Source organism: Qipengyuania xiamenensis (assembly GCF_019711495.1).
GTDB classification, from domain to species: Bacteria; Pseudomonadota; Alphaproteobacteria; order Sphingomonadales; family Sphingomonadaceae; genus Qipengyuania; species Qipengyuania xiamenensis.
In genome coordinates this window covers 453,864-474,044 of sequence record NZ_JAIGNM010000003.1, presented here as the reverse complement: position 1 = coordinate 474,044, position 20,181 = coordinate 453,864, and the positions used below count along the sequence as shown (strand labels likewise).

At 63.6% G+C, this 20,181-nt stretch carries 23 protein-coding genes; 9 read left to right on the top strand and 14 right to left on the bottom strand.

All coding sequences use genetic code 11. The features are described from left to right. Positions 1-5: 5 nt before the first annotated feature. From K3165_RS13855 to K3165_RS13810, 10 genes are all read right to left on the bottom strand, one after another. A complete protein-coding gene (locus K3165_RS13855; RefSeq protein ID WP_221549460.1) occupies positions 6-761 on the bottom strand; it encodes a SufD family Fe-S cluster assembly protein in 756 nt (251 codons plus the stop codon). Next, positions 758-1,150 (bottom strand): hypothetical protein, encoded by a 393-nt coding sequence (locus K3165_RS13850; RefSeq protein ID WP_221549459.1) that lies wholly within the window; start codon positions 1,148-1,150, stop codon positions 758-760. Before K3165_RS13850 ends, K3165_RS13855 begins: the two co-directional genes overlap by 4 nt. After that, complete coding sequence (gene sufC, locus K3165_RS13845) at positions 1,147-1,899, bottom strand: Fe-S cluster assembly ATPase SufC (protein WP_221549508.1); 753 nt, start codon at positions 1,897-1,899, stop codon at positions 1,147-1,149. Before sufC ends, K3165_RS13850 begins: the two co-directional genes overlap by 4 nt. Further along, entirely contained in the window at positions 1,899-2,558 is a 660-nt protein-coding gene (locus K3165_RS13840; protein ID WP_221549458.1) for a hypothetical protein, read from the bottom strand. The genes sufC and K3165_RS13840 overlap by 1 nt, the downstream gene beginning before the upstream one ends. Beyond that, positions 2,551-3,243 carry a hypothetical protein gene (locus K3165_RS13835; RefSeq protein WP_221549457.1) on the bottom strand — a complete coding sequence of 231 codons (693 nt, stop codon included), beginning with the start codon at positions 3,241-3,243 and terminating at the stop codon, positions 2,551-2,553. The genes K3165_RS13840 and K3165_RS13835 overlap by 8 nt, the downstream gene beginning before the upstream one ends. Further along, positions 3,243-3,728 (bottom strand): endonuclease domain-containing protein, encoded by a 486-nt coding sequence (locus K3165_RS13830; protein WP_221549456.1) that lies wholly within the window; start codon positions 3,726-3,728, stop codon positions 3,243-3,245. Before K3165_RS13830 ends, K3165_RS13835 begins: the two co-directional genes overlap by 1 nt. After that, positions 3,728-5,209 (bottom strand): Fe-S cluster assembly protein SufB, encoded by a 1,482-nt coding sequence (sufB, locus tag K3165_RS13825; RefSeq protein ID WP_221549455.1) that lies wholly within the window; start codon positions 5,207-5,209, stop codon positions 3,728-3,730. Before sufB ends, K3165_RS13830 begins: the two co-directional genes overlap by 1 nt. Continuing rightward, positions 5,206-5,616, bottom strand: a complete 411-nt coding sequence (locus K3165_RS13820) for an SUF system Fe-S cluster assembly regulator (RefSeq protein ID WP_221549454.1) — start codon at positions 5,614-5,616, stop codon at positions 5,206-5,208. Before K3165_RS13820 ends, sufB begins: the two co-directional genes overlap by 4 nt. Before the next feature lie 100 nt (positions 5,617-5,716). Further along, a complete protein-coding gene (locus tag K3165_RS13815) occupies positions 5,717-6,622 on the bottom strand; it encodes an AraC family transcriptional regulator (RefSeq protein WP_221549453.1) in 906 nt (301 codons plus the stop codon). A 46-nt stretch (positions 6,623-6,668) separates the two neighbouring features. Further along, the gene (locus tag K3165_RS13810) at positions 6,669-8,477 is read right to left on the bottom strand and encodes a DUF885 domain-containing protein (protein ID WP_221549452.1); all 1,809 of its coding nucleotides are present in this window, start codon (positions 8,475-8,477) and stop codon (positions 6,669-6,671) included. 342 nt (positions 8,478-8,819) lie between these two features. Between K3165_RS13810 and K3165_RS13805 the strand changes: the two genes are divergently transcribed. The 4 genes from K3165_RS13805 (at position 8,820) to K3165_RS14060 (ending at position 13,876) form a co-directional block, all read left to right on the top strand. After that, entirely contained in the window at positions 8,820-9,848 is a 1,029-nt protein-coding gene (locus K3165_RS13805) for a quinone-dependent dihydroorotate dehydrogenase (RefSeq protein WP_221549451.1), read from the top strand. A 10-nt stretch (positions 9,849-9,858) separates the two neighbouring features. Next, positions 9,859-11,577 (top strand): gamma-glutamyltransferase, encoded by a 1,719-nt coding sequence (gene ggt / locus K3165_RS13800; RefSeq protein WP_221549450.1) that lies wholly within the window; start codon positions 9,859-9,861, stop codon positions 11,575-11,577. A gap of 104 nt (positions 11,578-11,681) precedes the next feature. Further along, on the top strand, positions 11,682-13,484 hold the full coding sequence (locus K3165_RS13795; RefSeq protein ID WP_425594409.1) for an AMP-dependent synthetase/ligase: 1,803 nt from the start codon (positions 11,682-11,684) through the stop codon (positions 13,482-13,484). 128 nt (positions 13,485-13,612) lie between these two features. Continuing rightward, on the top strand, positions 13,613-13,876 hold the full coding sequence (locus K3165_RS14060) for a cupin domain-containing protein (protein ID WP_345721215.1): 264 nt from the start codon (positions 13,613-13,615) through the stop codon (positions 13,874-13,876). A 497-nt stretch (positions 13,877-14,373) separates the two neighbouring features. Here K3165_RS14060 and K3165_RS13785 read toward each other — a convergent pair whose 3' ends face one another. From K3165_RS13785 to K3165_RS13775, 3 genes are all read right to left on the bottom strand, one after another. Next, complete coding sequence (locus K3165_RS13785) at positions 14,374-14,901, bottom strand: hypothetical protein (protein WP_221549449.1); 528 nt, start codon at positions 14,899-14,901, stop codon at positions 14,374-14,376. A gap of 205 nt (positions 14,902-15,106) precedes the next feature. After that, positions 15,107-16,090, bottom strand: a complete 984-nt coding sequence (gene thiS, locus K3165_RS13780) for a sulfur carrier protein ThiS (protein ID WP_221549448.1) — start codon at positions 16,088-16,090, stop codon at positions 15,107-15,109. Between the two features lie 12 nt (positions 16,091-16,102). Continuing rightward, entirely contained in the window at positions 16,103-16,507 is a 405-nt protein-coding gene (locus K3165_RS13775) for a MerC domain-containing protein (protein WP_221549447.1), read from the bottom strand. A 142-nt stretch (positions 16,508-16,649) separates the two neighbouring features. On the opposite strand from K3165_RS13775, the gene K3165_RS13770 reads away from it, so the two are divergent. From K3165_RS13770 to rpsI, 5 genes are all read left to right on the top strand, one after another. Beyond that, entirely contained in the window at positions 16,650-17,672 is a 1,023-nt protein-coding gene (locus tag K3165_RS13770) for a COX15/CtaA family protein (protein WP_221549446.1), read from the top strand. Beyond that, positions 17,669-17,998, top strand: a complete 330-nt coding sequence (gene cutA, locus K3165_RS13765; protein WP_221549445.1) for a divalent-cation tolerance protein CutA — start codon at positions 17,669-17,671, stop codon at positions 17,996-17,998. The genes K3165_RS13770 and cutA overlap by 4 nt, the downstream gene beginning before the upstream one ends. Before the next feature lie 34 nt (positions 17,999-18,032). Next, entirely contained in the window at positions 18,033-18,701 is a 669-nt protein-coding gene (locus K3165_RS13760) for a hypothetical protein (RefSeq protein WP_221549444.1), read from the top strand. Between the two features lie 167 nt (positions 18,702-18,868). Further along, positions 18,869-19,348 (top strand): 50S ribosomal protein L13, encoded by a 480-nt coding sequence (gene rplM / locus K3165_RS13755; protein WP_221429889.1) that lies wholly within the window; start codon positions 18,869-18,871, stop codon positions 19,346-19,348. Beyond that, positions 19,348-19,872: a 30S ribosomal protein S9 gene (gene rpsI, locus K3165_RS13750; RefSeq protein ID WP_221549443.1), complete on the top strand. Its 525-nt coding sequence runs from the start codon at positions 19,348-19,350 to the stop codon at positions 19,870-19,872. Before rplM ends, rpsI begins: the two co-directional genes overlap by 1 nt. A gap of 100 nt (positions 19,873-19,972) precedes the next feature. On the opposite strand, the gene K3165_RS13745 is transcribed toward rpsI, so the two are convergent. Beyond that, complete coding sequence (locus tag K3165_RS13745) at positions 19,973-20,173, bottom strand: hypothetical protein (protein WP_247711314.1); 201 nt, start codon at positions 20,171-20,173, stop codon at positions 19,973-19,975. Positions 20,174-20,181: the final 8 nt, after the last annotated feature.

Here is a 20,181-nt window from a genome sequence, read left to right as displayed (position 1 = left end):
TTCGCTCACAGGTGCCTGTCCAGCTTGTCGAGCGCGGCGCGCAGCAGGCGTTCCTGCTCGCCCTCGTCGTCGAGCGATACCAGAGCATCGCCGATGAAGGCCTGCACCAAAAGGCGGCGCGAAAGCTCGGGCGGAAGACCGCGTGCCGCCATGTAGAAGCGCGCGCTTTCGTCGAGCTGGCCGACAGTGGCGCCATGGGCGCACTTCACGTCATCGGCGAAAATCTCGAGCTGCGGTACTGCATTCACGGTCGCGCCCTTTTCGAGGAGCAGGCCCTTGAAGTCCTGTGCCGCATCGGTTTTCTGCGCGTGGCGCACGACGTCGATCGAACCGAGGAAGCTGCCCGTGCCCTGCCCCCAGTGGACGCTGCGCACGGTCTGGTTACTGGTGCCCTCGGGCTCTGCATGAACGACGCGGGTGACGAATTCGCGCACGGTGTCGCGGCCCCCGACGGTAATGCCGCCGAGTTCGAAATGCGCGCCCTTGGCGAGCGTGACCTCGACCTCGAGGCGTGCGTAGTCAGCAGAAGCAATGACGCCGAAAATTTCGAAACGCGCATTCTCGCCGACATTGACCTTCAGGCGATGAATTTCGGTTTCGCCGGAATTCTCGTCACTTACGAGAATAATCTCGCGTGCGCTGTCACCAGCGGCGACGTCAATCTGCCGCACGGCGTCGAGATCGCCGGCGCGCAGCTTCTCGACTGCAGAATAGCGCCAAGCTTCGTCCTTGCGGGTGGGGAGTTCGGTCGTTGCGGTCACAGAGATGCCCTCACGATTGCGAGGCGGCGGACGCCTTGGCGATGGGCCTGTTCGACACAGGGCTGGACCTCGTCGGTCACCGCCTGCATTTCGGCCTGCTTTTCTTCGCGGGTCGCGTCGGAAGCAGCGATCGCATCGAGCCGGTCGACATGCGGGGTATAGCAACCGACCATCGCGCCGCAGCGCAAGATGTCGACGGCCTCGTCGCCCGAGCTGACCTGCATGCGACAGGTGACCTTGCCATCCTGCTTGAAGATGCCGCCCTTCCACTTGTCGAGCGTGCGGTTGATGGCGACGATTTCGCGCGCCACGTCTTCTTCTGAAGGCGGTTCAGCCTTCGCTTCGGGCGCAGCGGCCTGCGCCATCACAAGGGCAAACAGTCCGATCATGCCATTTCGCCCATGACGGCGTCATAGCCCTCGTTCTCGAGACGCTCGGCAAGTTCGGGACCACCGGTCTTGACGATGCGGCCCTTGGCAAGGATCGAGACGCGATCGGGCTTCACCACTTCGAGCAGGCGCTGGTAATGCGTGATCAGCAGCACGCCCTTGCCGGGCTGGCGCATGATCGCATTGATGCCTTCGCCCACCACCCGCAGGGCGTCGATGTCGAGGCCGCTGTCGGTCTCGTCGAGCACGGCGAACTTCGGATCGAGAATGCCCATCTGGACCATCTCGGCACGCTTCTTTTCACCGCCGGAGAAACCGACGTTCACGTTGCGCTTGAGCATTTCCATGTCGAGGCCGAGCAGCGCGGCCTTTTCCTTGGCGAGCTTGAGGAATTCGCCGCCGGTGAGCGGTTCCTCGCCGCGCGCCTTGCGCTGTGCGTTCAATGCCTCGCGCAGGAACTGGACGTTGGACACGCCGGGAATTTCGACCGGGTACTGGAAGCCGAGGAACAGGCCGGCTGCGGCGCGCTCGTGCGGCTCCATGTCGAGCAGGTCCTGCCCCATGAAGTCGACCGATCCGCCGGTCACTTCATAGCCCGGACGCCCGCCCAGCACGTAGGACAGCGTCGACTTGCCTGCGCCGTTCGGGCCCATGATCGCATGGACCTCACCGGCAGGCACTTCGAGGCTCAGGCCGTCGAGGATGGTCTTGCCGTCAATTCCGGCGGATAGATTTTCGATTTTCAGCATCATGATTCCGTTGATTTGTCATATTCGGGATCGCCATCCGCCGGCAGGCGGTCGAGGCCGAGAAACCCGTATCTGAATTCCATGTTCTGCCATTCGCTGCCGCTGACCTTCACGGCCCGGCCACGGACGCGGAAGCGCTGGAAAAGCATCTTGGCGCGGTCGATCGCGGCGCGGGTCATGAAGACCTCGCCTTCTACTGGCACCTTGCGGCATTCCGGTTCGATCGTGATCCAGTCGAGCGAGTTGCCCGAGGAATAGGTATCGCTCTCCATCTGGCGCGTGCCGAGACAGTCGAGATAGGTGAGGATCACCTTGGGCACGGTCTTGCCCTCTTCCCACGCCTCGGCGGCCTCGGCATCGATCTGGCGGAAGCCGCGCATGGTCTGGCGCCGGACGAACAACCCGTTGCGGCGATGGTAGTCCGACAGGATCGTGTCGAGCGAGGCTTCGAGCTCGTCGCGCAAGGGGCGACACGAAGCGATCTGCGCTTCGATAGTCGCCTCGTCCTGCGCGAAGGCACAGGCGGCATAGCGATAGGTCAGCGGAAGGATCGCGGGCGAAACCACGAATACCTTCGCCTGCGCGGGCGCTGCCATGGCGCTCGCTGCCAGCGCGGCCGTCAGCGCGACCTTGCGCAAGGTGGCGCGGCAATCAGCCATCGGCTTCTTCCGCAGGGACGCCCTCTGCGCCTTCTTCGTAAATGCGATATTGCGCCTGCGGGCATGCGCGCAGCTCGAGCGTGATCGCGCCGGTGAGGCGCATGAGCTCGGCATTGTAGGTCGCGATCAGGCGCTGGTCGTCCTCGCTATATTCGGGCTTGTCGTAGACGGCCTTCACGCCTTCGCCCTGCGTTTCCATGTGCCGCTGGCGCTGTGCGCGCAGGTCGTTGACGTAGGCGACACAAGGAGGCGGTGCAGCCTCTTGAGCTTCGCGCGCCTCGGCATAGGCATTGCTGGCGACGATGCGGCTGCTGGTGGCGCGGTCGAGGCTGGCGCCCCGCTCGACATGGATACGGCGGACGGTTTCGAAAATCGTTGCGACCTTCTCGGGCGGCGTTTCGCCCGCCCGGTCACGCTTGGCGAGGAGATCGTTCGCCCCGGCCTCCATTTCGCGCGCCTGCTTGCTGCAGCGCTGGATGTCGCCGCGGTACTGGTCTTCGAAGCCGCTGCCATCACCGATGACATAGCTGCCGCCCTTAAGGCAGCGGTAGTAATCGTCGACGAAGCCGCCGATCAGCGCCGGATATTCGAGTTCCCATTGCTGGTCGGGATACTGGGCCTGGACGCGGTCGGCCGCAGCCTGAGCGAAGATCAGGGTGAGGGCGGCAGATGCAGTAGCGATCATCAGTTACGACCTTCATTATGGGCTGCGCGTCTTACGCGCTTGTCGGCAATACGGCTGCGCATGCCGAGGGTGATCCGCTCGAGCACGGCATCCATGTCCTCAAGGATATCCTTCGCGGCGATGCGCATCACACGGATGCCGACCGCTTCGAGGCTCTTGTCACGCCGCTTGGCGAGCGTGTCGTTCTGGCCTTCCTCGTCGATGGCGATGGCCATGCCGAGCTTGTGGCAGTTGAAATCGACGATCGCGCTGCCGACCACGGCATGACGCTTGAAGGTGAAGGGGCCCATATTGGCCTTGGCGAATTTCTCGGCGAGTGCCTTGTGGGCGTCGGACGAATGCCGCCGCATCTCACGCGCCTGCTCGTGCAGCGCATCGAGCCGCTTCTCCGAAATTTCCCAGCCGCGACCTTTCTTCTTGATCGCGGGTGCCTCGTCACCGGTTTCCGCCGGATCTCGGAGCTGCAATGTCTTACGGTCGGTCATCAGCCCACGCTCCCTTCAAGCGAAATCGCCAGCAGCTTCTGCGCTTCGACGGCAAACTCCATCGGCAGCTCCTTGAGCACTTCCTTGGCGAAGCCGTTGACGATCAACGCCATCGCCTCTTCCTCGTCGAGGCCGCGCTGCATGGCGTAGAAGAGCTGGTCGTCGCTTACCTTGCTGGTGGTCGCCTCGTGCTCGATCTGCGCGCCGGGGTTCTTCACCTCGATATAGGGCACGGTGTGCGCGCCGCACTGGTCGCCGATCAGCAGGCTGTCGCATTCGGTGCGGTTGCGCACGCCATCGGCATTGGCTGCCACGCGGACGAGGCCGCGATAGGTGTTGTTCGACTTGCCTGCCGAGATACCCTTGGAGATGATCGTCGAGCGGCTACCCTTGCCGTTGTGGATCATCTTGGTACCGGTGTCGGCCTGCTGGTAATTGTTGGTGACCGCGACCGAGTAGAACTCGCCCACGCTGTCTTCGCCGTTGAGCACGCAGGACGGGTATTTCCACGTCACCGCACTGCCGGTTTCGACCTGCGTCCAGCTGACCTTGCTGCGCGCGCCCTGGCAGAGCGCACGCTTGGTGACGAAATTGTAGATCCCGCCCTTACCGTTCGCATCGCCCGGATACCAGTTCTGGACGGTCGAGTACTTGATCTCGGCATCTTCGAGCGCGACCAGTTCGACCACGGCGGCGTGGAGCTGGTTCTCGTCGCGCATCGGCGCGGTGCAGCCTTCGAGATAGCTGACGTAGCTGCCCTTCTCGGCAACGATCAGCGTGCGTTCGAACTGGCCGGTATTCTCGGCATTGATGCGGAAATAGGTGGAAAGCTCCATCGGGCAGCGCACGCCTTCGGGCACGTAGACGAAAGTGCCGTCCGAGAAGACCGCGCAGTTCAGGGTCGCGAAGAAATTGTCCTTCTGCGGCACGACCTTGCCGAGCCACTTCTTCACCAGCTCGGGATATTCGCGGATCGCCTCGCTGATCGAAAGGAAGATGACGCCCGCCTTCTTCAGCTCCTCGCGGAAGGTGGTTGCGACGCTGACGCTGTCGAACACCGCATCCACCGCGACCTTGCGCGCGCCCTTCACCCCTGCGAGCACTTCCTGCTCTGCAATCGGGATGCCGAGCTTTTCATAGGTCTCGCGGATCGCCGGATCGAGTTCGTCGAGCGATTCCAGCTCGGGCTTCTTCTTCGGCGCGGCGTAGTAATAGGCGTCCTGGTAGTCGATCTCCGGATAGCCGAGCTTGGCCCAGTTCGGCTCTTCCATCTCCTGCCACATGCGGAACGCCTTGAGGCGCCATTCGAGCATCCATTCGGGCTCGTTCTTCTTGGCCGAGATGAAGCGGACCGTGTCCTCGGTCAGCCCCTTCTCGGCAAATTCGGTTTCGATGTCAGAAGACCAGCCGTGCTCGTACTCGGCCGCCTTTTCGGCAGCTTCGCGAGCTTCTGCGTCCTGGATTTCTACCTGCTCGTTCACGCGATTTCCTTTTCCTGCGACAGCTGGACCAGCGAGATATTCGCCAGCGCGCCGCGCAGAGCTTCATTCACCATCGGCCAGTGGGGCCGGACCCGGCAGTCGTGGTCGACCGTGCACTCGCTGCCTTCGATACAGGCGGTGAGTGCGATGGGCCCTTCGACCGCCTCGACGATATCGGCCAGCGTAATCGCCGCAGCCGGGCGGGCGAGCTGCAAGCCGCCGCCGGCACCGCGCACCGAACGCAGCAGGCCTGCTGCCGTGAGCTTGCTCACCAGCTTCTGAACCGTCGGCGCCGGAAGGCCCGTCTCCGCAGCAAGCTCGGACGCACTCACCCTGCCCCCGCCGCAATGGCGGGCTGCCTGGCTCATCGTGACGACGGCGTAGTCTGCTAGGTTCGAAAGGCGCATGGCGTATAATCGGACAATATCGTTCCGATTAGCCAGCTATGAGCGGAAAGCCCCGAATTCAACGGAAAACCGCCAATTGCGAGTCGTTAGCAAGTAGCGCTCAGCTGCCCTTCTTGCCGAGCGCCTCGTCCTGGTTGCCCCCGAACAGGTCGACCGAGCTGTATCCGGCAGGCGCAAGAGTATCCTTCACCACCGAATGCTCTTTCGGCATAAGGCGGCGCGGTGTGCGGCCGGTGAAGTGACGGATCTCCTTGATCATATGCGCCTGGTCGTAAAACGCCTCGCGGATTTCCGCTTCAAGCCCCGGATCGAGCTGGGGCATGGCGAGTAGCGTCGCAGCCCGCATCGCGCGGTAGCGGCGGATGAGCCGGACCGGCGGCGCGCCGAAGAACTGCGTCACCAGCCGCTGCACCTGCCGCTCCGAATAAGGAAGCTTGTCGAGCAGGGTCTCGATTTCCGGTTTGAAGGATGAGGACAGCCAGTCGAGCGTGGTGTCGATGACCTGCATGTGGCGCTCGGGCAGCTCCTGGAAAGCATCGCCGAGGATAGCGGCCAGCTCGTCCAGCCCCTGTCGCTCGGTGAGCTCGCCCGATTGGACTCGCGGCCCGATGGTGCGGATGCGGCTCGCTATCGATTCGTCGAGAACATCCTCGAGCTTGCGATAGTCATCGTGGTTTTCGTTGACCGGAAGCCCGGTGAGCGCAGCCCAGCCGCGAAAGTTGAGCGAGGCGCCGAGGATGACGGTGTCGCCCTCCATCTCGAACTTGCGCGCTTCCGTCAGCGGGCACTGGACGAACTCGGGCAGGGTCTGGCCGTCGCCCTCTTTGCCGAAATGCATCGTGCCGCCGCCGCTCAGCGTGATGAGCAGCTGGCCAGAATAGGCCGGCATCATGTCATCGACACCCTTCGGCCCTGTCCTGAGCACGTAGAGCGAGTTCAGGTATCGCGCGAGCGACGAGGGCGCTTCCACCCACTCGAAGAGATAGTCTTCCTGCTGGTCACTCATGCCCTGCGCCCCTCATGTTCTTGCGGCTACCTGCCAGCCCCACACCCTACCGGTTTGCGGCAATCCAGGCGTCCACGTTCTCTTCCATGATCGAAAGCGGAACGGGGCCGCTGGTCAGGATAGTATCGTGGAATCCGCGAATGTCGAAATCTTCGCCCAGTTCGCTGCGCGCTTTCTCCCGAAGTTCCATGATCTTAAGCTTGCCGATCATGTAGGCCGTCGCCTGGCCGGGCATGACCGCATAGCGTTCGATCGCCTTGCGGATGTCGCCATCGGGGTTGGGCGTGTTCTCGGTGAGATACTGGATCGCTTCCTCGCGGCTCCAGCGCTTGTGATGGATACCGGTGTCGACCACGAGGCGGCACGCGCGCCACAGTTCCATGCCAAGGCGGCCGAAATCGGAATAGGGATCGGTATAGAAGCCCATGTCCTTGCCGAGCTCTTCGGAATAGAGGCCCCAGCCCTCGCTATAGGCGGTGACGCCGCCGAAGCGGCGGAAGGGCGGCACGTCGCCGAGCTGCGTCTGGATCGAGAGCTGCAGGTGATGGCCCGGAAGGCCCTCGTGATAAGCAAGCGCCTCGAGCTCGTTCTTGCTCATGTCGCGCAAATTATAGAGGTTCACGTAATAGGTGCCGGGGCGCGAACCGTCGGGTGCGGGGCGCTGGTAGAATGCCTTGCCGGCGCTCTTCTCGCGGAATGCCTCGACCGGCTTGATCACCAGCGGATCGGTTGGCAGCACGCCGAAATATTCGGGCAGCTTCGCTTCCATCGCGTCGAGATAGGCCTCGGCTTCGGCGAGGTAGTCTTCGCGGTTGTCGTAGAAGAAGCGGTCGTCGGTGCGGGTGTACTGGAAGAATTCCTGCAGCGAGCCCTCGAAGCCGACCTGGTCCATGATCGCGCGCATCTCGCCATGGATACGAGCCACTTCGCGCAGGCCGATTGCGTGGATCTCGTCGGCCGTAAGATCGGTGGTCGTGTAGTTGGCGAGCAGCGACTGGTAATATTCGGCGCCATTGTCGAAACGCCAGATGCCGTCGTCGGTCGGCGCGATTGCCTGCTGGCGCTTCATTTCGGCGAGCAGCCGTTCATAGGCCGGGCGGGCCGAACCGGTCCAGGCTGCGAGAGCCTCCGCCTTGAGCCGCGCCTTCTCGGCATCGGCAATGTCGAGCCCGTCGACCTTGCCGGCGAAATCCTCGAGCACGGCATTGTCGTCGCCTGCATTGAGCAGGTTTTCGATGTCGTCGATCACATAGGGATAGACCCAGTCGGGCGGCATCACGCCATTACCTGCGCGGCGGCGCGATTCCTCGGTGAGCGTATCGAGCGCTTCGGCTGCGGCGCCGATGCGGCTGACATAGGCCTCGGCATCGGACAGGCTACTGACGCGGTGGATGTTGATCATGAATGCAGGGAACTGGCTCTGCGCGCCAAACATCTGGTTGAAGATGAATCCGTTGTGGCGGAAGGTGTGTCCGCGCGCGCTGCGCTTGGCCATCGCATCGAACAGGCGATAGCTGAGCGCATCTTCGGGCGAGAGGGTGGCAAGGTCGAATTCGCTCCGCATGCGGGCGGCGGTCGACTGCAGCAGCTGCTCGGCTTCGATCGCGGCAGCGTCCGACATGTCGTCGACCTTGGCGTAGTCCTCGTCGCGAATGCCGCGATAGGACTTGCCCATCGGCGAGAGCGCGAGGCTCTGCGAATCGTAATCGGCAAACAGCGCCGCGAGTTCGGCGCTTTGCGAGGGAGCTTCGACGGCCGGAGCAGTCGCGACCTCCTCGCCACCGGGCGTCGCGGAACAGGCCGCCAGCGCCAGGACAGATACTGCAAGGCCGATCGATCGCGCAGCGATACGCATGAAAACTCTCCACTAACCAAATGTCGGCAGCGTCAGAGCATGTGAGAGCGTCACAGTAAATAGGATAAATCCGGCATCGGCCCAAAGGGATGCCTGCGAAAAAAAGGGCGGCCCGTTGAAGAGCCGCCCTCTATAGGTGAGAACTCGTTGCATTGCTGCTCCGAGCCCTTCGGGTCGCATGAGTTAGCTACTGCAAAACCGATTCGCTTGATTGTATGCATGCGACACAGCCCGAGGGCGGAATGCATTTTGGCGGAATTATACAAAGCTGCCCCAAAGCAGAACTTCCTCACCAAAGCGCTTCTCGACACGATCGTGCGCTTTCGTCATAGGCGCCGTGCAATGCTGTTCGAAATCGCCCGCCCCGCCCTGTTTTCCCTCGATCCCGAGCGTGCGCACAAGCTCACTCTCAAGGCGCTGTCCCTTTCGCCCAAGCGCGGCCCGGCGCCTTCCGGAGCACTGGCCACCGAGGTCGCCGGGATAGCTTTTCCCAATCCGTTGGGCATGGCGGCAGGTTTCGACAAAGACGCAGAGGTGCCCGACGAACTGCTTGGGCTGGGCTTCGGATTTGCCGAAGTCGGCTCGATCACGCCGCGCCCGCAGGCAGGCAATCCTCGCCCGCGCCTATTCCGGCTGGTCGAAGATCGCGCGGTCATCAACCGGATGGGCTTCAACAATGGCGGGGCCGAGGTCGCACGCCAGCGGCTGGAGCGCCGCGCGGGCCGTCCCGGAGTGGTCGGCATCAATATCGGCGCGAACAAGGACAGCGACGACCGGATCGCCGACTATGCGCTGATGACGCGCATCATGGCTCCGCTGGCAAGCTATCTGGCGGTCAATATCTCCAGCCCCAACACGCCCGGCCTGCGCGCCTTGCAGGATGAAAGCGCTCTCACAGGATTGCTCGAGGCCGTGTTCGAGGCGCGGGGGAATGAAGGTCCGCCGGTTTTCCTCAAGGTCGCACCCGATCTCGAACCGGCGGATGTCGATGCCATCGCGCGCATCGCCGCCGATACCGGGCTTGCCGCGCTGATCGTATCGAACACGACTATCACCCGTCCGGACCTCAGGTCGCGCCATGCAGGCGAGACCGGGGGGCTCTCCGGAGCGCCGCTGCGCGATCTCGCGCTCGAGCGCCTGCGCGATTTCCGGAAGGCGACGGGCGGCGCGATCCCGCTGGTCGGCGTCGGCGGTATTGCGAGCGCAGAAGACGCCTGGGCACGCATCAGGGCCGGCGCGAGCCTCGTGCAGCTCTACAGCGCGATGGTCTACGAAGGGCCGGGACTGCCCTCGCGCATCACGCGCGGCCTCGAACGATTGATGAAGCGCGACGGCTTTTCCTCGATTGCGGAGGCGGTGGGAAGCGAATAGGCTTCCTGTCATGGACTGCCGGATTCTCATCTCGCTCGGCGCGCTGGCCCTTGCCTCGTGCTCCTACACCTCCAGCGAAAACATCTCCCAGACACCGGGAATTGCCCCTCCTTTCGAAGGCGCGGTGACCGCAGCGGATCCGCGCGCGCAGGCTGCGGGCGAGGCCATCCTGCGCAAGGGCGGCAGTGCTACCGATGCGGCGATCGCCGTGATGCTGGCGCTGACCGTGGTCGAGCCGCAAAGCTCGGGCATCGGCGGTGGCGGCTTCCTCGTGCGCGGCGAGGCCGATGGCGATGTCACGAGTTTCGATGGGCGCGAGACGGCACCGGGCGGTGCGACGCCCGAGTGGTTCCTCGATGAGAACGGCGAAACCCCTCCCTTCATGCAATCGGTCCGCAGTGGGCTGAGTGTAGGCGTGCCGGGCAATATCGCGCTCGCCGCCAAGGCGCATGCCGCGCATGGCAGGCTCGACTGGGCGGAGCTCTTCGAGCCGGCCATCGCGCTTGCCCGCGAAGGTTTCCAGATCAATCCGCGCATGCACGATGCGCTCACCCGCTCGAAGGATCGCGCCGCGTTCAGCGCCGAAGCGCGCGCTCTCTTCTACGATGCCGCGGGAGAGACCCTGCCGGTGGGCACCGTGGTGCGCAACGAAGCGCTGGCGCGGACTTTCGAATCGCTCGCATCAGGCGGCCGCGAGGCTTTCTATTCGGGCACGCGCGCGCTGGCGCTCGCCACCACCGTTGCGGCCGATACGCCCAAGCCTGGCGCGATGACCTATGCGGATATCACCGGCTACGAGGCGAAAGAGCGCGAGGCCGTGTGCAGCAGTTATCGCAAATATCGCATCTGCTCGATGGGTCCGCCGACATCGGGCGGCGTTGCAGTCCAGCAGATGCTCCTCCAGCTCGAGCGTTTCGACCTCGCAGCGCTGGGTGCGGAGAATCCGGTCACCTGGCACCTGTTCCTCGAATCGCAGCGGCTCGCCTATGCCGACCGCGAGATCTACCTTGCCGATAGCGACTTCGTGCAAGTGCCCGTCGCGGGCCTTCTCGATCGCGACTACCTCGCCGAGCGCAGCGCGCTGATCTCCGCGGAGGGATCAATGGCCGAGGCACGACCCGGCACCCCTCCCGGCGCGACCGCGATGCTGGCCGATGGTGATGAGCCCGAAGAAAACGGCACCTCGCATTTCGCCGTAGTCGACAGTGCGAATACGATGGTGAGCTACACCTCGACCATCGAGGGCGCGTTCGGCTCGGGCCTGATGGTGGACGGCTTCTATCTCAACAACGAGCTGACCGATTTCAGCCGCTCGCCGGTAATCGACGGACGTCAGGTCGCCAATCGCGTCGAAGGAGGGAAGCGTCCGCGTTCCTCCATGTCGCCGACAGTGGTCTACGATCCGTACGGGCGTCCCTTCATGGCGGTCGGCGCGGCAGGGGGGAGCACCATCCCCGTGACGACCGCACGCGCGATCATCGGGGCGATCGATTTCGGATTGTCTGCCGAAGACTCGCTGCGCCTGCCTTTCCTGATGGCATTCGGCCAGAGAGTGCTGATCGAGGAAGGCACGTGGCTCGAAGCCCAGGCCGACGCATTCCGCGCCCTCGGCCATGAAGAGCTGATCGTGCGGCAGGCGCCGATCAAGGCGGGCGCGCTCGTCTTCCGTGTCGATGGCTGGCAAAGCGCCCGCGATCCGCGCCTCGAAGGCTATGTCGACATGCCCTGAGGCGTAATTGCGCCTCTCTTGCCGTATCAGCGACAGGGGCCTAAGCCCCTGCCTTCATTGATTGCATAACAGAACAGAACATACGTTTTTCGAGGAGCCTGCCTGTGCTGTCGGATATCGATTCCGCCAACAACCTTGTCGAACTTTTCCTGAAGCGCGCCGACGAGAGGCCGGATCGCGCCTTTCTCGGCGCCAAGCGCGACGGGGAATGGCAGACGATCAGCTGGGGCGAAGCGGCGGACCAGGTCTGCCTGCTCGCCGAAAGCCTGCGCAAGCTCGGCCTCAAGCCTGGCGACAGGGTCTGCCTCGTTTCCGAAAACCGCCCTGAATGGTGCATCGCCGATCTCGCGATCATGGCAGCAGGCTGCATCACCGTGCCGGCCTATGTGACCAATACCGAGCGCGATCACATCCACATCCTCGACAATTCGGGCGCGAAGGCGGTCATCGTCTCGACCGAGAAGCTGCTCGGCCCGCTCCATGGCGCGCTGCAGGCCACGGGCATTGCCGACCACGTGATCGGGATCGAGGATCTCCACCGCCAGCAGTCGGGCAGCTTCGGCTTCCACCAGTGGGAGAACCTCGTCCAAGGCGATGCGGCGGCGGCGCGCAAGGCCGTCGACGAGCGTATCGCGGGCATCGGACGCGGTGACACTGCCTGCATCATCTACACCTCGGGCACCGGCGGCGCGCCGCGCGGCGTCATGCAGCACCACGGCGCAATCCTGTGCAATATCGCGGGCGCTGCAGAAATCCTGATCGAGGATTTCGGCATCGAGGATGAAGAGCGCTTCCTCTCCTTCCTCCCGGCAAGCCACGCCTACGAGCACACCGGCGGGCAATTCCTGCCAATCAGCGTGGGCGCGCAGATCTATTATTCCGAAGGGCTCGAAAAGCTCGCGAGCAATATCGAGGAAACGCGCCCGACCATCATGGTCGTGGTGCCGCGCCTCTTCGAAGTGCTGCGTACGCGCATCATGAAGCAGGTGAGCAAGCAGGGCGGCGTTGCCGAGAAGCTGATGAACACCGCCCTCGAAGTCGGCGAGCGCCGGGCCGAGGGCAAAAAGAAGTTCGGTGACGGGCTGAAGGACGCAGTCGTCGGCCGGCTGCTCAAGCCGAAGATCCGCCAGCGTTTCGGTGGCCGTATCAAGGCCATGGTTTCGGGCGGCGCACCGCTCAATCCCGAAGTCGGCATCTTCTTCGAAAGCATGGGTCTCACCATGCTGCAGGGTTACGGCCAGACCGAGGCCGGTCCGGTCGTTGCCTGCAACCGCCCCGCAGCGGGAATCGCGATGCATTCGGTCGGCCCGGCCATGCGCGGGGTCGAAGTGAAGATCGCCGAGGACGGCGAAATCCTCTGCCGCGGCGAGCTGGTCATGCACGGTTACTGGCAGAACCAGGCCGAAACCGATCGCACCATCAAGGACGGCTGGCTGCACACCGGCGATATCGGCCATCTCGACGAGAAGGACCGGATCGTCATCACCGACCGCAAGAAGGACATGATCGTCAACGACAAGGGCGACAATATCGCCCCGCAGAAGGTCGAGGGCATGCTGACGCTGCAGCCCGAGATCGGCCAGGCGATGGTGGCGGGCGACAAGCGCCCCTACATCGTCGGCCTAATCGTGCCCGATGCCGAATGGGCGGTCGACTGGGCTCGCGCCAACGGCAAGAAGTTCGATCTGAAGGCATTGCAGGACGATCCGGAATTCCGCAGCGCGGTGCGCAAGGCGGTCGACCGGGTGAACAAGGACCTCTCGGTGATCGAGAAGGTCCGCCAGTTCGCTTTCGCGGACGAGGGCTTCACCATCGAGAACGAGGAAATGACTCCCTCGATGAAAATCCGCCGCCACAAGATCAAGGAACGCTACGGCGACCGTCTCGACGGGCTGTATCGGAGCTGACCATGCGCAAATATCCGAAGGTGACCCTGCCGTTGCTGGCGGGGACCGTTTTTGCCGCCTGCGTTGCAGCACAGGCCAAGGAAGAGGCCCTGCCCTCCGCGCTTGAGGCCGGCTAGAACGGAGAGCGCGTGTGCACTCTCCAGCACCAGACCGACACGCACCGCGTCCTGCGCTGCACCTTCCCGCCCGGCGTCGGCCATGAGCGGCATTACCACTCCGCGCACTACGGCTACGCACTGAGCGGCGGTACGATGCAGCTAACCAGCGCCAGCGGCACGCGTACGGCGACGCTGGAGACGGGCTCGGACTATTCGAGCGAGGGCACGGAGTGGCACGAAGTGGTCAATGTGGGCGAGACCACGGTGACATATCTCATTGTCGAAGAGCTTTAGCGGGCAAACGAAGTCAGCACTTTCCCCATTGTTCGTGGTGCTGGACCACCTTGCGACACAACTCGACAAACTGCTGATGGTCTAGCGCGCCTTTCGCGTGATTTACCGACCCAGCGCAGATTCGGTACTCCAACCGGTCGGTGCCATAGTAATGATCAACGGAAGGATAGCGTCCCATAATTCGGTGATTGCGCTGCCCACCACCGACCGGCTTGTCGTGATTTAGCCGGTTCCACTCCAGTTCTTCGCCGGTGTAACAATCCAAGCCGTTGCTCTTGAGGACCGCTCTGTGGATCGCTTCGCGATACTGATCGATGGGCTGACGGAGTCCTTTTGTGTCGCGATTCCGGCAGTTCTGAGCTTGTCGCTCCAACCATTCGTTGTAGCGTTGGCAACCAATGCCTTTCGATCGGACAGAATCCGGCACATGGCGGGAAGAGCCGCAACTGTTGTTGCAAGGCTTCGCTGGCGCACTCACTATTTTACCCTGATTGGGCTTAAGCAGCCACTTCCTCGATGAACTCGGGATAGAAACCCGGCGCGCGGTCGGACCAGCCGGGGGCGGTCGCGGCGGCTTCGCTCAGCGACTGCAGCAGCATCTTGCGGCGTTCGGGGCGGATTTGCGGGAGCGCGGCGGCGGCGCAGAAGGCGCTGGGCAGCCACGGGCGCGCTTCGGCACCGAGGAGGCGTTCGTAAAGGAAGCGGAAAGCGGAGAAGCACTCGATGCGCTCTTGCGCGAGGTCGAAGGCGGCAACGCGGGTGATCTTGCCGATGAAATCCTCGATTGCGTCGAAGCCCGATTCGGCAGGGATCGCGCCGCGCAGGGCCTTCAGCTCCTGGTAGGCGACGTACTGGCTGCGGATCGCGGCGGTCTCGCCTTGGGTGCGGCCCCAGATACGGAAGGCATCACAGCGGCTTAGCCCGATATCGAGACTGCGGCGAATGTAGCGTTGCTCGGCAGCGGTGAAGCTGGCGAACTCGCGCATTTCGGCGATCATCATCGAAGCGGCATTGGTAACGGCCATGAGTCGGCACTCCCTGTTTCAAGGGAGACTCTGCGACACGATGGTTAATTTTCCGTGATGGTGATTCTTGTTAGCGCCCTCAAACGCCGGGCGCGGCGCATCCGCACCGCTTGGTTTCGCGGCATAAGCCGCGGCGGCCATGCAGGTGGCCTCTGGCCAGCTGCGTCTTCGACTACGCTTCCGGCCTTGCGGGCCTGCGGCCCGTTTAAATCAGTCCGGCGAGCGGGCTCGACGGATCGGCGTATTTGCGCCGCCCCATGCGTCCGGCGAGATAGGCTTCGCGGCCAGCCTCGACAGCCAGCTTCATCGCGCGGGCCATGCGGATCGGGTCCTTTGCCTCTGCAATTGCGGTGTTCATCAGCACGCCGTCACAGCCGAGTTCCATGGCCACGGCAGCATCGGAGGCCGTGCCGACACCCGCATCGACCAGCACAGGCACATTGGCGCCCTCGACGATCAGGCGGATGGTGACCTGGTTCTGGATACCAAGGCCCGAACCGATCGGAGCGCCGAGCGGCATGATCGCAACCGCGCCCGCTTCCTCGAGCTGCTTGGCGGCAATCGGATCGTCCACGCAGTAGACCATGGGGTGGAAGCCTTCCTTGGCCAGCACCTCGGTCGCCTTCAGCGTTTCGCGCATATCGGGGTAGAGCGTCTTCGCCTCGCCCAGCACCTCGAGCTTCACGAGGTCCCAGCCGCCGGCCTCGCGCGCAAGGCGCAGCGTGCGGATGGCATCGTCGGCCGTGAAACATCCCGCAGTGTTCGGCAGGTAGGTGGTCTTCTTGGGATCGATGAAGTCGGTGAGCATCGGCGCCTTGGGATCGCTGACATTCACGCGGCGGACGGCAACGGTCACGATCTCTGCACCGCTCGCTTCAAGCGCGGCGGCGTTCTGTTCGAAGTCCTTGTACTTCCCCGTCCCGACAATCAGGCGCGAGGTGAAGGTGCGGCCCGCCACCGTCCAAGTGTCACCGCTCGCGGTTTCGCCCTGCCCGCCACCTACGAAATGCACGATTTCCAACGCGTCGCCATCCGACAGCTTGTGGCTCGCGAGCTCGCTGCGCGGGGCGATCGTGCCATTGTGTTCGACCGCGACCTTTGCGGGGTCGAGATCGAGCTCGCGCACGAGGTCGGCGATGGTGGATGCGGCGGTGCGGCGGCTTTCGCCATTGACGGTCAGGGCAATCATAGCCCCCGCCACTTAGTCTCCGCAGCGCTCCTTGCAAGCGGCGGAGTGGCAATGACGCAGATTGAGGATGTGGCCGAGCGATACCAGCGCGACGCCGATGATCGTCAGGACCGCTTCCTTGTAGCCATGCGGGACCGCCAGCGCGGCGCCCATGAAGGTGAGGCCGGTCATGGCGATCACGAAGGGTGCAGCCATGCGGTGACGCAGCGCGCCCCAGCCGATCGCCACGGCAGCGACAAGGGTTGCAGCGGCGAGACCCCAGCGGTGGATTTCCGGCGCGAGGAAAAATTCGCCGCCGATGCCGAGGCCGGAAACCAGCACGATGCTGGCGAGGCAATGCAGCGCGCATAGGCCGGAAAGGCCGATGCCGATGCGGTCCAGCCGCTGTCGAATCGGATTGATGGCGCGTTGCAACATGTCATCGTAGATATGTGATAGTATCACCTGTTACAAGAGACAGTTGCAATAACAGACGCATTTCGTCGCTTGCTGTGGCCGTTATGCCGATTGAGCCATTTGCACTTGCGAAATTGCGGAGGGGCGGCACATAGGCACCGCTATGACCGAGACTGCTGTCCGCGCCCGCCCGGCCTTGCTGGCCAACTGGCTCTTCATCGTCGCATTCATGGTGATCGTGATCGTCACCGTCGGCGGGATTACCCGGCTGACCGAAAGCGGCCTTTCGATCACCGAATGGAAGCCGGTCCTCGGCGCCCTGCCCCCCTTGTCGCAAGCCGACTGGCAAGCCGAATTCGAGCTCTACAAGCAGATTCCCGAATATATCGAGATCAACGGGCCTGCGGGCATGGATCTCGAGGCATTCAAGACGATCTACTGGTGGGAATGGATCCACCGCCAGCTCGGCCGGCTGATCGGCCTCGCCCTCGCTGTGCCGCTGGCGATTTTCGCGATCCGCAAGATGATCCCGCAAGGCTATTTCTGGCGGCTCTTCGCGCTGGTGGCACTGGTCGGCCTGCAGGGCAGCTTCGGCTGGTGGATGGTCGCCTCGGGCCTAGAGACGCGCACCGATGTCAGCCATTTCCGCCTCGCGATTCACCTGTGCACGGCCCTGATCCTGCTGGGTGGCCTGATCTGGACCGCGCTGGACCTGCGTGCGCTGGCCAAGGGGCACGAGCGCCCTGCCCGGATGACCGCCATTGCTGGCTGGACCGGCGTGATCCTCTTCGTGCAGCTCCTCCTCGGCGCATGGGTCGCAGGGCTCAATGCAGGGCTCGCGTCGGACAGCTGGCCGCTCATGCAGGGGCGGCTGGTGCCGGAAGTCGACATGTCGAAAGGCTTCTTCTGGGCGGCGACTCATGATCCCTTCCTGATACACTGGATGCACCGCTGGTGGGCCTGGGTTGCTGTCGGCGCACTGATCCTGATGGCGCGCAAGGTGAAACCGGTGAGCCGTCCCGCCTCTATCGCGATCCATTCCGCTTTCGGCATCCAGATCCTGCTGGGCATCGCGACCGTCATGACCGGCGTCGAATTCCACCTCGCCGTGCTGCACCAGTTCGTCGGCGCCCTGCTTGTCGCAGCCTATGCATGGGGCGCGCACGCGATCGGCAGGGCCGCTTGAGCGCGCTGATCTACTGTCCCTTCCCCGACCGGGAGACTGCGCTCGCGGTCGGCGGGCAGCTGGTCGAGGAAAAGCTGGTCGGCTGCATTAATGTCGGCGGACCGATCTCGGCGATCTTTGCTTGGAACGGAGAGCGGGGCGAGGGCGAGGAAGTCGCCGCGCTGCTCAAGACCGATGCCGGACTGCTCGATGCTGCCATAGACCGGCTTGATTGCCTGCATCCTTATGATACCCCAGCGATATTGGGTTGGCCCTGTCACGCGAGCGCCGGAACGCAAGAGTGGCTGGCAGGGCTCAACGATGGGGGAAAGAGTGACGGGTCGTAGTCGCAGACATGTTCTGAATACCATCGGTTGGGGATTGGCTTTGCCCGCCCTCGCCTTGCCGGCAAGCCTTTCGGCAAAAGCGGGAGCGGTAAGCTTCCCGACAGACCGCATCCGCCTGCGCCGGACGCTCGAACGCGGTCTGGGCGACGGCAAGGCCGTGATCGTCACGCGCGAATGGGACTGCCGCTTCGTCAGGCTATCGACCGGCGCCAGGATCGACGGACAGCAGGTCGCAGTCTCGGTGGACACCCCGAAGGCGCTGGCCGCCCTGGCGGATATCGAACGCAAGAGAGAGGTTTCGGGCCTCTTCCCGATGGAGCTTGACCGGTCGGGGGCCATTGTCGGCTGGTCGGACCAGAACGCCAACATTGCGCAGGCCGTCGCGCAGGCTTCGTGGGAAATAGACCGCAAGGCCATGGAGCAGTCAGCCCAGGCAGACGTGAGGCGCTACCTCGCCGAGCTCGGAAAGACGGCGGCATCGCTCGTCAGCCAGGTTCCGCGCGATCTCTTCTTCCCTGCACCCGGCAAGCGCAGCGAAAGCCGCAAGCTGGCATTGCCCGGCGGCGGAACCGGCACTTACGAGGTGACGATCAGCGCATCAGCCCGCACCAGCGACGGGCTGCTAGCACAGAGCGAGCGGCGCATCGTCACGCGGATTGCGGACAGCACACGCGTGTCGCGCGAGACATGGAGCGTGGCCTGATTGGGGTGGTGAGTATTATTTTACCCCACGCAGGACCCGCAGAATTGCTTGACGAATCGCACATACAGCGCCATTTGGCGCCCGCTTAGCGGCTCCGCATGCGGGGCCGCGCAATCGTTTAGCGCCACAAGCACGGCGCGATAACTCGAGCAAACGGACATCAAGCCATGAAGGCTCTCACGAAAGTGACCCAGTCGGCAAAGCCGGCAGAGGTCGAAAAGGACTGGCACATCATCGACGCGGAAAACCTCGTCGTCGGCCGTCTCGCGGCAATCGTCGCCAACATCCTGCGCGGCAAGCACAAGCCGAGCTACACCCCGCATGTCGATTGCGGCGATCACGTCATCATCATCAATGCCGACAAGGTGAAGTTCACCGGCAAGAAGATGGACGACAAGATCTATTACAAGCACACCGGCCACCCGGGCGGCATCAAGGAAACCACCCCTGCCAAGGTGCTGGGCGGTCGTTTCCCCGAGCGCGTCCTTGAAAAGGCTGTGCAGCGCATGATCCCGCGCGGCCCGCTTGGCCGTGCGCAGATGAAGGCGCTCCACCTCTACAACGGCACCGAGCATCCGCATGAGGGCCAGAAGCCCAAGACGCTCGACGTCGCTTCGATGAACCGCAAGAACAAGGCTGTTGCATAATGGCTGACGAAACCAAGAACGAAACCGTCTCGGATCTCGCAGATCTGAAGGACATCGCTGCAGACGCGCCCCAGGGCGATGCTGCAGACATTGCAGCCAAGGCCGACGTTCCCCTGCGCGAGCAGGAACTCGACGCACAGGGCCGTGCCTACGCAACCGGTCGTCGTAAGGACGCCACCGCTCGCGTCTGGCTCGTTCCGGGCAGCGGCAAGATCACCGTCAACGGCAAGGACCAGGAAGTCTACTTCGCACGTCCGACCCTGCGCCTCGTGATCGACCAGCCGTTCGCCATTACCGAGCGTCAAGAACAGTACGACGTGGTCGCCACCGTTCGCGGCGGCGGTCTCTCGGGCCAGGCCGGTGCGGTCAAGCACGGCATCGCCCAGGCTCTCGCCAAGTACGAACCGGCCCTGCGTTCGACGGTCAAGGCCGCCGGCTTCCTCACCCGCGACAGCCGCGTGGTCGAGCGTAAGAAGTACGGCCGCGCCAAGGCACGTCGTAGCTTCCAGTTCTCGAAGCGCTAAGTTTCGATACCGATCTTACCGATCACCGAGGAAGGGCGGCCCCGCAAGGAGCCGCCCTTTTCTTTTGCCGTGCCCGTTTTCGTGTGCGACCGCGAAAAGCTCAGCGTTGCATTGCCATGATGCCCCATGCCACCGCGGTCCCGGCGAGGAACAGCGGCCAGCTCCACCACATTTCGTACTGGTAGACTTCGGTGCGCGTGATGTGCAGGTGCCCCCCGCTGGTCCCCTGGCTACCAACGACCAGGGCCACCACGTAGCTGAGGATCCCGCCCAGTGGCACAGCCTTGAAGAGTTCGATCACCCGTCATC

Bases quoted from the DNA above. Each gene is read 5' to 3' on its own strand.
- K3165_RS13850 (WP_221549459.1), bottom strand. From the start codon at position 1,150: ATGATCGGACTGTTTGCCCTTGTGATGGCGCAGGCCGCTGCGCCCGAA.
- sufC (WP_221549508.1), bottom strand. From the start codon at position 1,899: ATGCTGAAAATCGAAAATCTATCCGCCGGAATTGACGGCAAGACCATC.
- K3165_RS13840 (WP_221549458.1), bottom strand. From the start codon at position 2,558: ATGGCTGATTGCCGCGCCACCTTGCGCAAGGTCGCGCTGACGGCCGCG.
- K3165_RS13835 (WP_221549457.1), bottom strand. From the start codon at position 3,243: ATGATCGCTACTGCATCTGCCGCCCTCACCCTGATCTTCGCTCAGGCT.
- K3165_RS13830 (WP_221549456.1), bottom strand. From the start codon at position 3,728: ATGACCGACCGTAAGACATTGCAGCTCCGAGATCCGGCGGAAACCGGT.
- K3165_RS13820 (WP_221549454.1), bottom strand. From the start codon at position 5,616: ATGCGCCTTTCGAACCTAGCAGACTACGCCGTCGTCACGATGAGCCAG.
- K3165_RS13815 (WP_221549453.1), bottom strand. From the start codon at position 6,622: ATGAGTGACCAGCAGGAAGACTATCTCTTCGAGTGGGTGGAAGCGCCC.
- K3165_RS13810 (WP_221549452.1), bottom strand. From the start codon at position 8,477: ATGCGTATCGCTGCGCGATCGATCGGCCTTGCAGTATCTGTCCTGGCG.
- K3165_RS13805 (WP_221549451.1), top strand. From the start codon at position 8,820: ATGCTGTTCGAAATCGCCCGCCCCGCCCTGTTTTCCCTCGATCCCGAG.
- ggt (WP_221549450.1), top strand. From the start codon at position 9,859: ATGGACTGCCGGATTCTCATCTCGCTCGGCGCGCTGGCCCTTGCCTCG.
- K3165_RS13785 (WP_221549449.1), bottom strand. From the start codon at position 14,901: ATGGCCGTTACCAATGCCGCTTCGATGATGATCGCCGAAATGCGCGAG.
- thiS (WP_221549448.1), bottom strand. From the start codon at position 16,090: ATGATTGCCCTGACCGTCAATGGCGAAAGCCGCCGCACCGCCGCATCC.
- K3165_RS13775 (WP_221549447.1), bottom strand. From the start codon at position 16,507: ATGTTGCAACGCGCCATCAATCCGATTCGACAGCGGCTGGACCGCATC.
- K3165_RS13770 (WP_221549446.1), top strand. From the start codon at position 16,650: ATGACCGAGACTGCTGTCCGCGCCCGCCCGGCCTTGCTGGCCAACTGG.
- rplM (WP_221429889.1), top strand. From the start codon at position 18,869: ATGAAGGCTCTCACGAAAGTGACCCAGTCGGCAAAGCCGGCAGAGGTC.
- rpsI (WP_221549443.1), top strand. From the start codon at position 19,348: ATGGCTGACGAAACCAAGAACGAAACCGTCTCGGATCTCGCAGATCTG.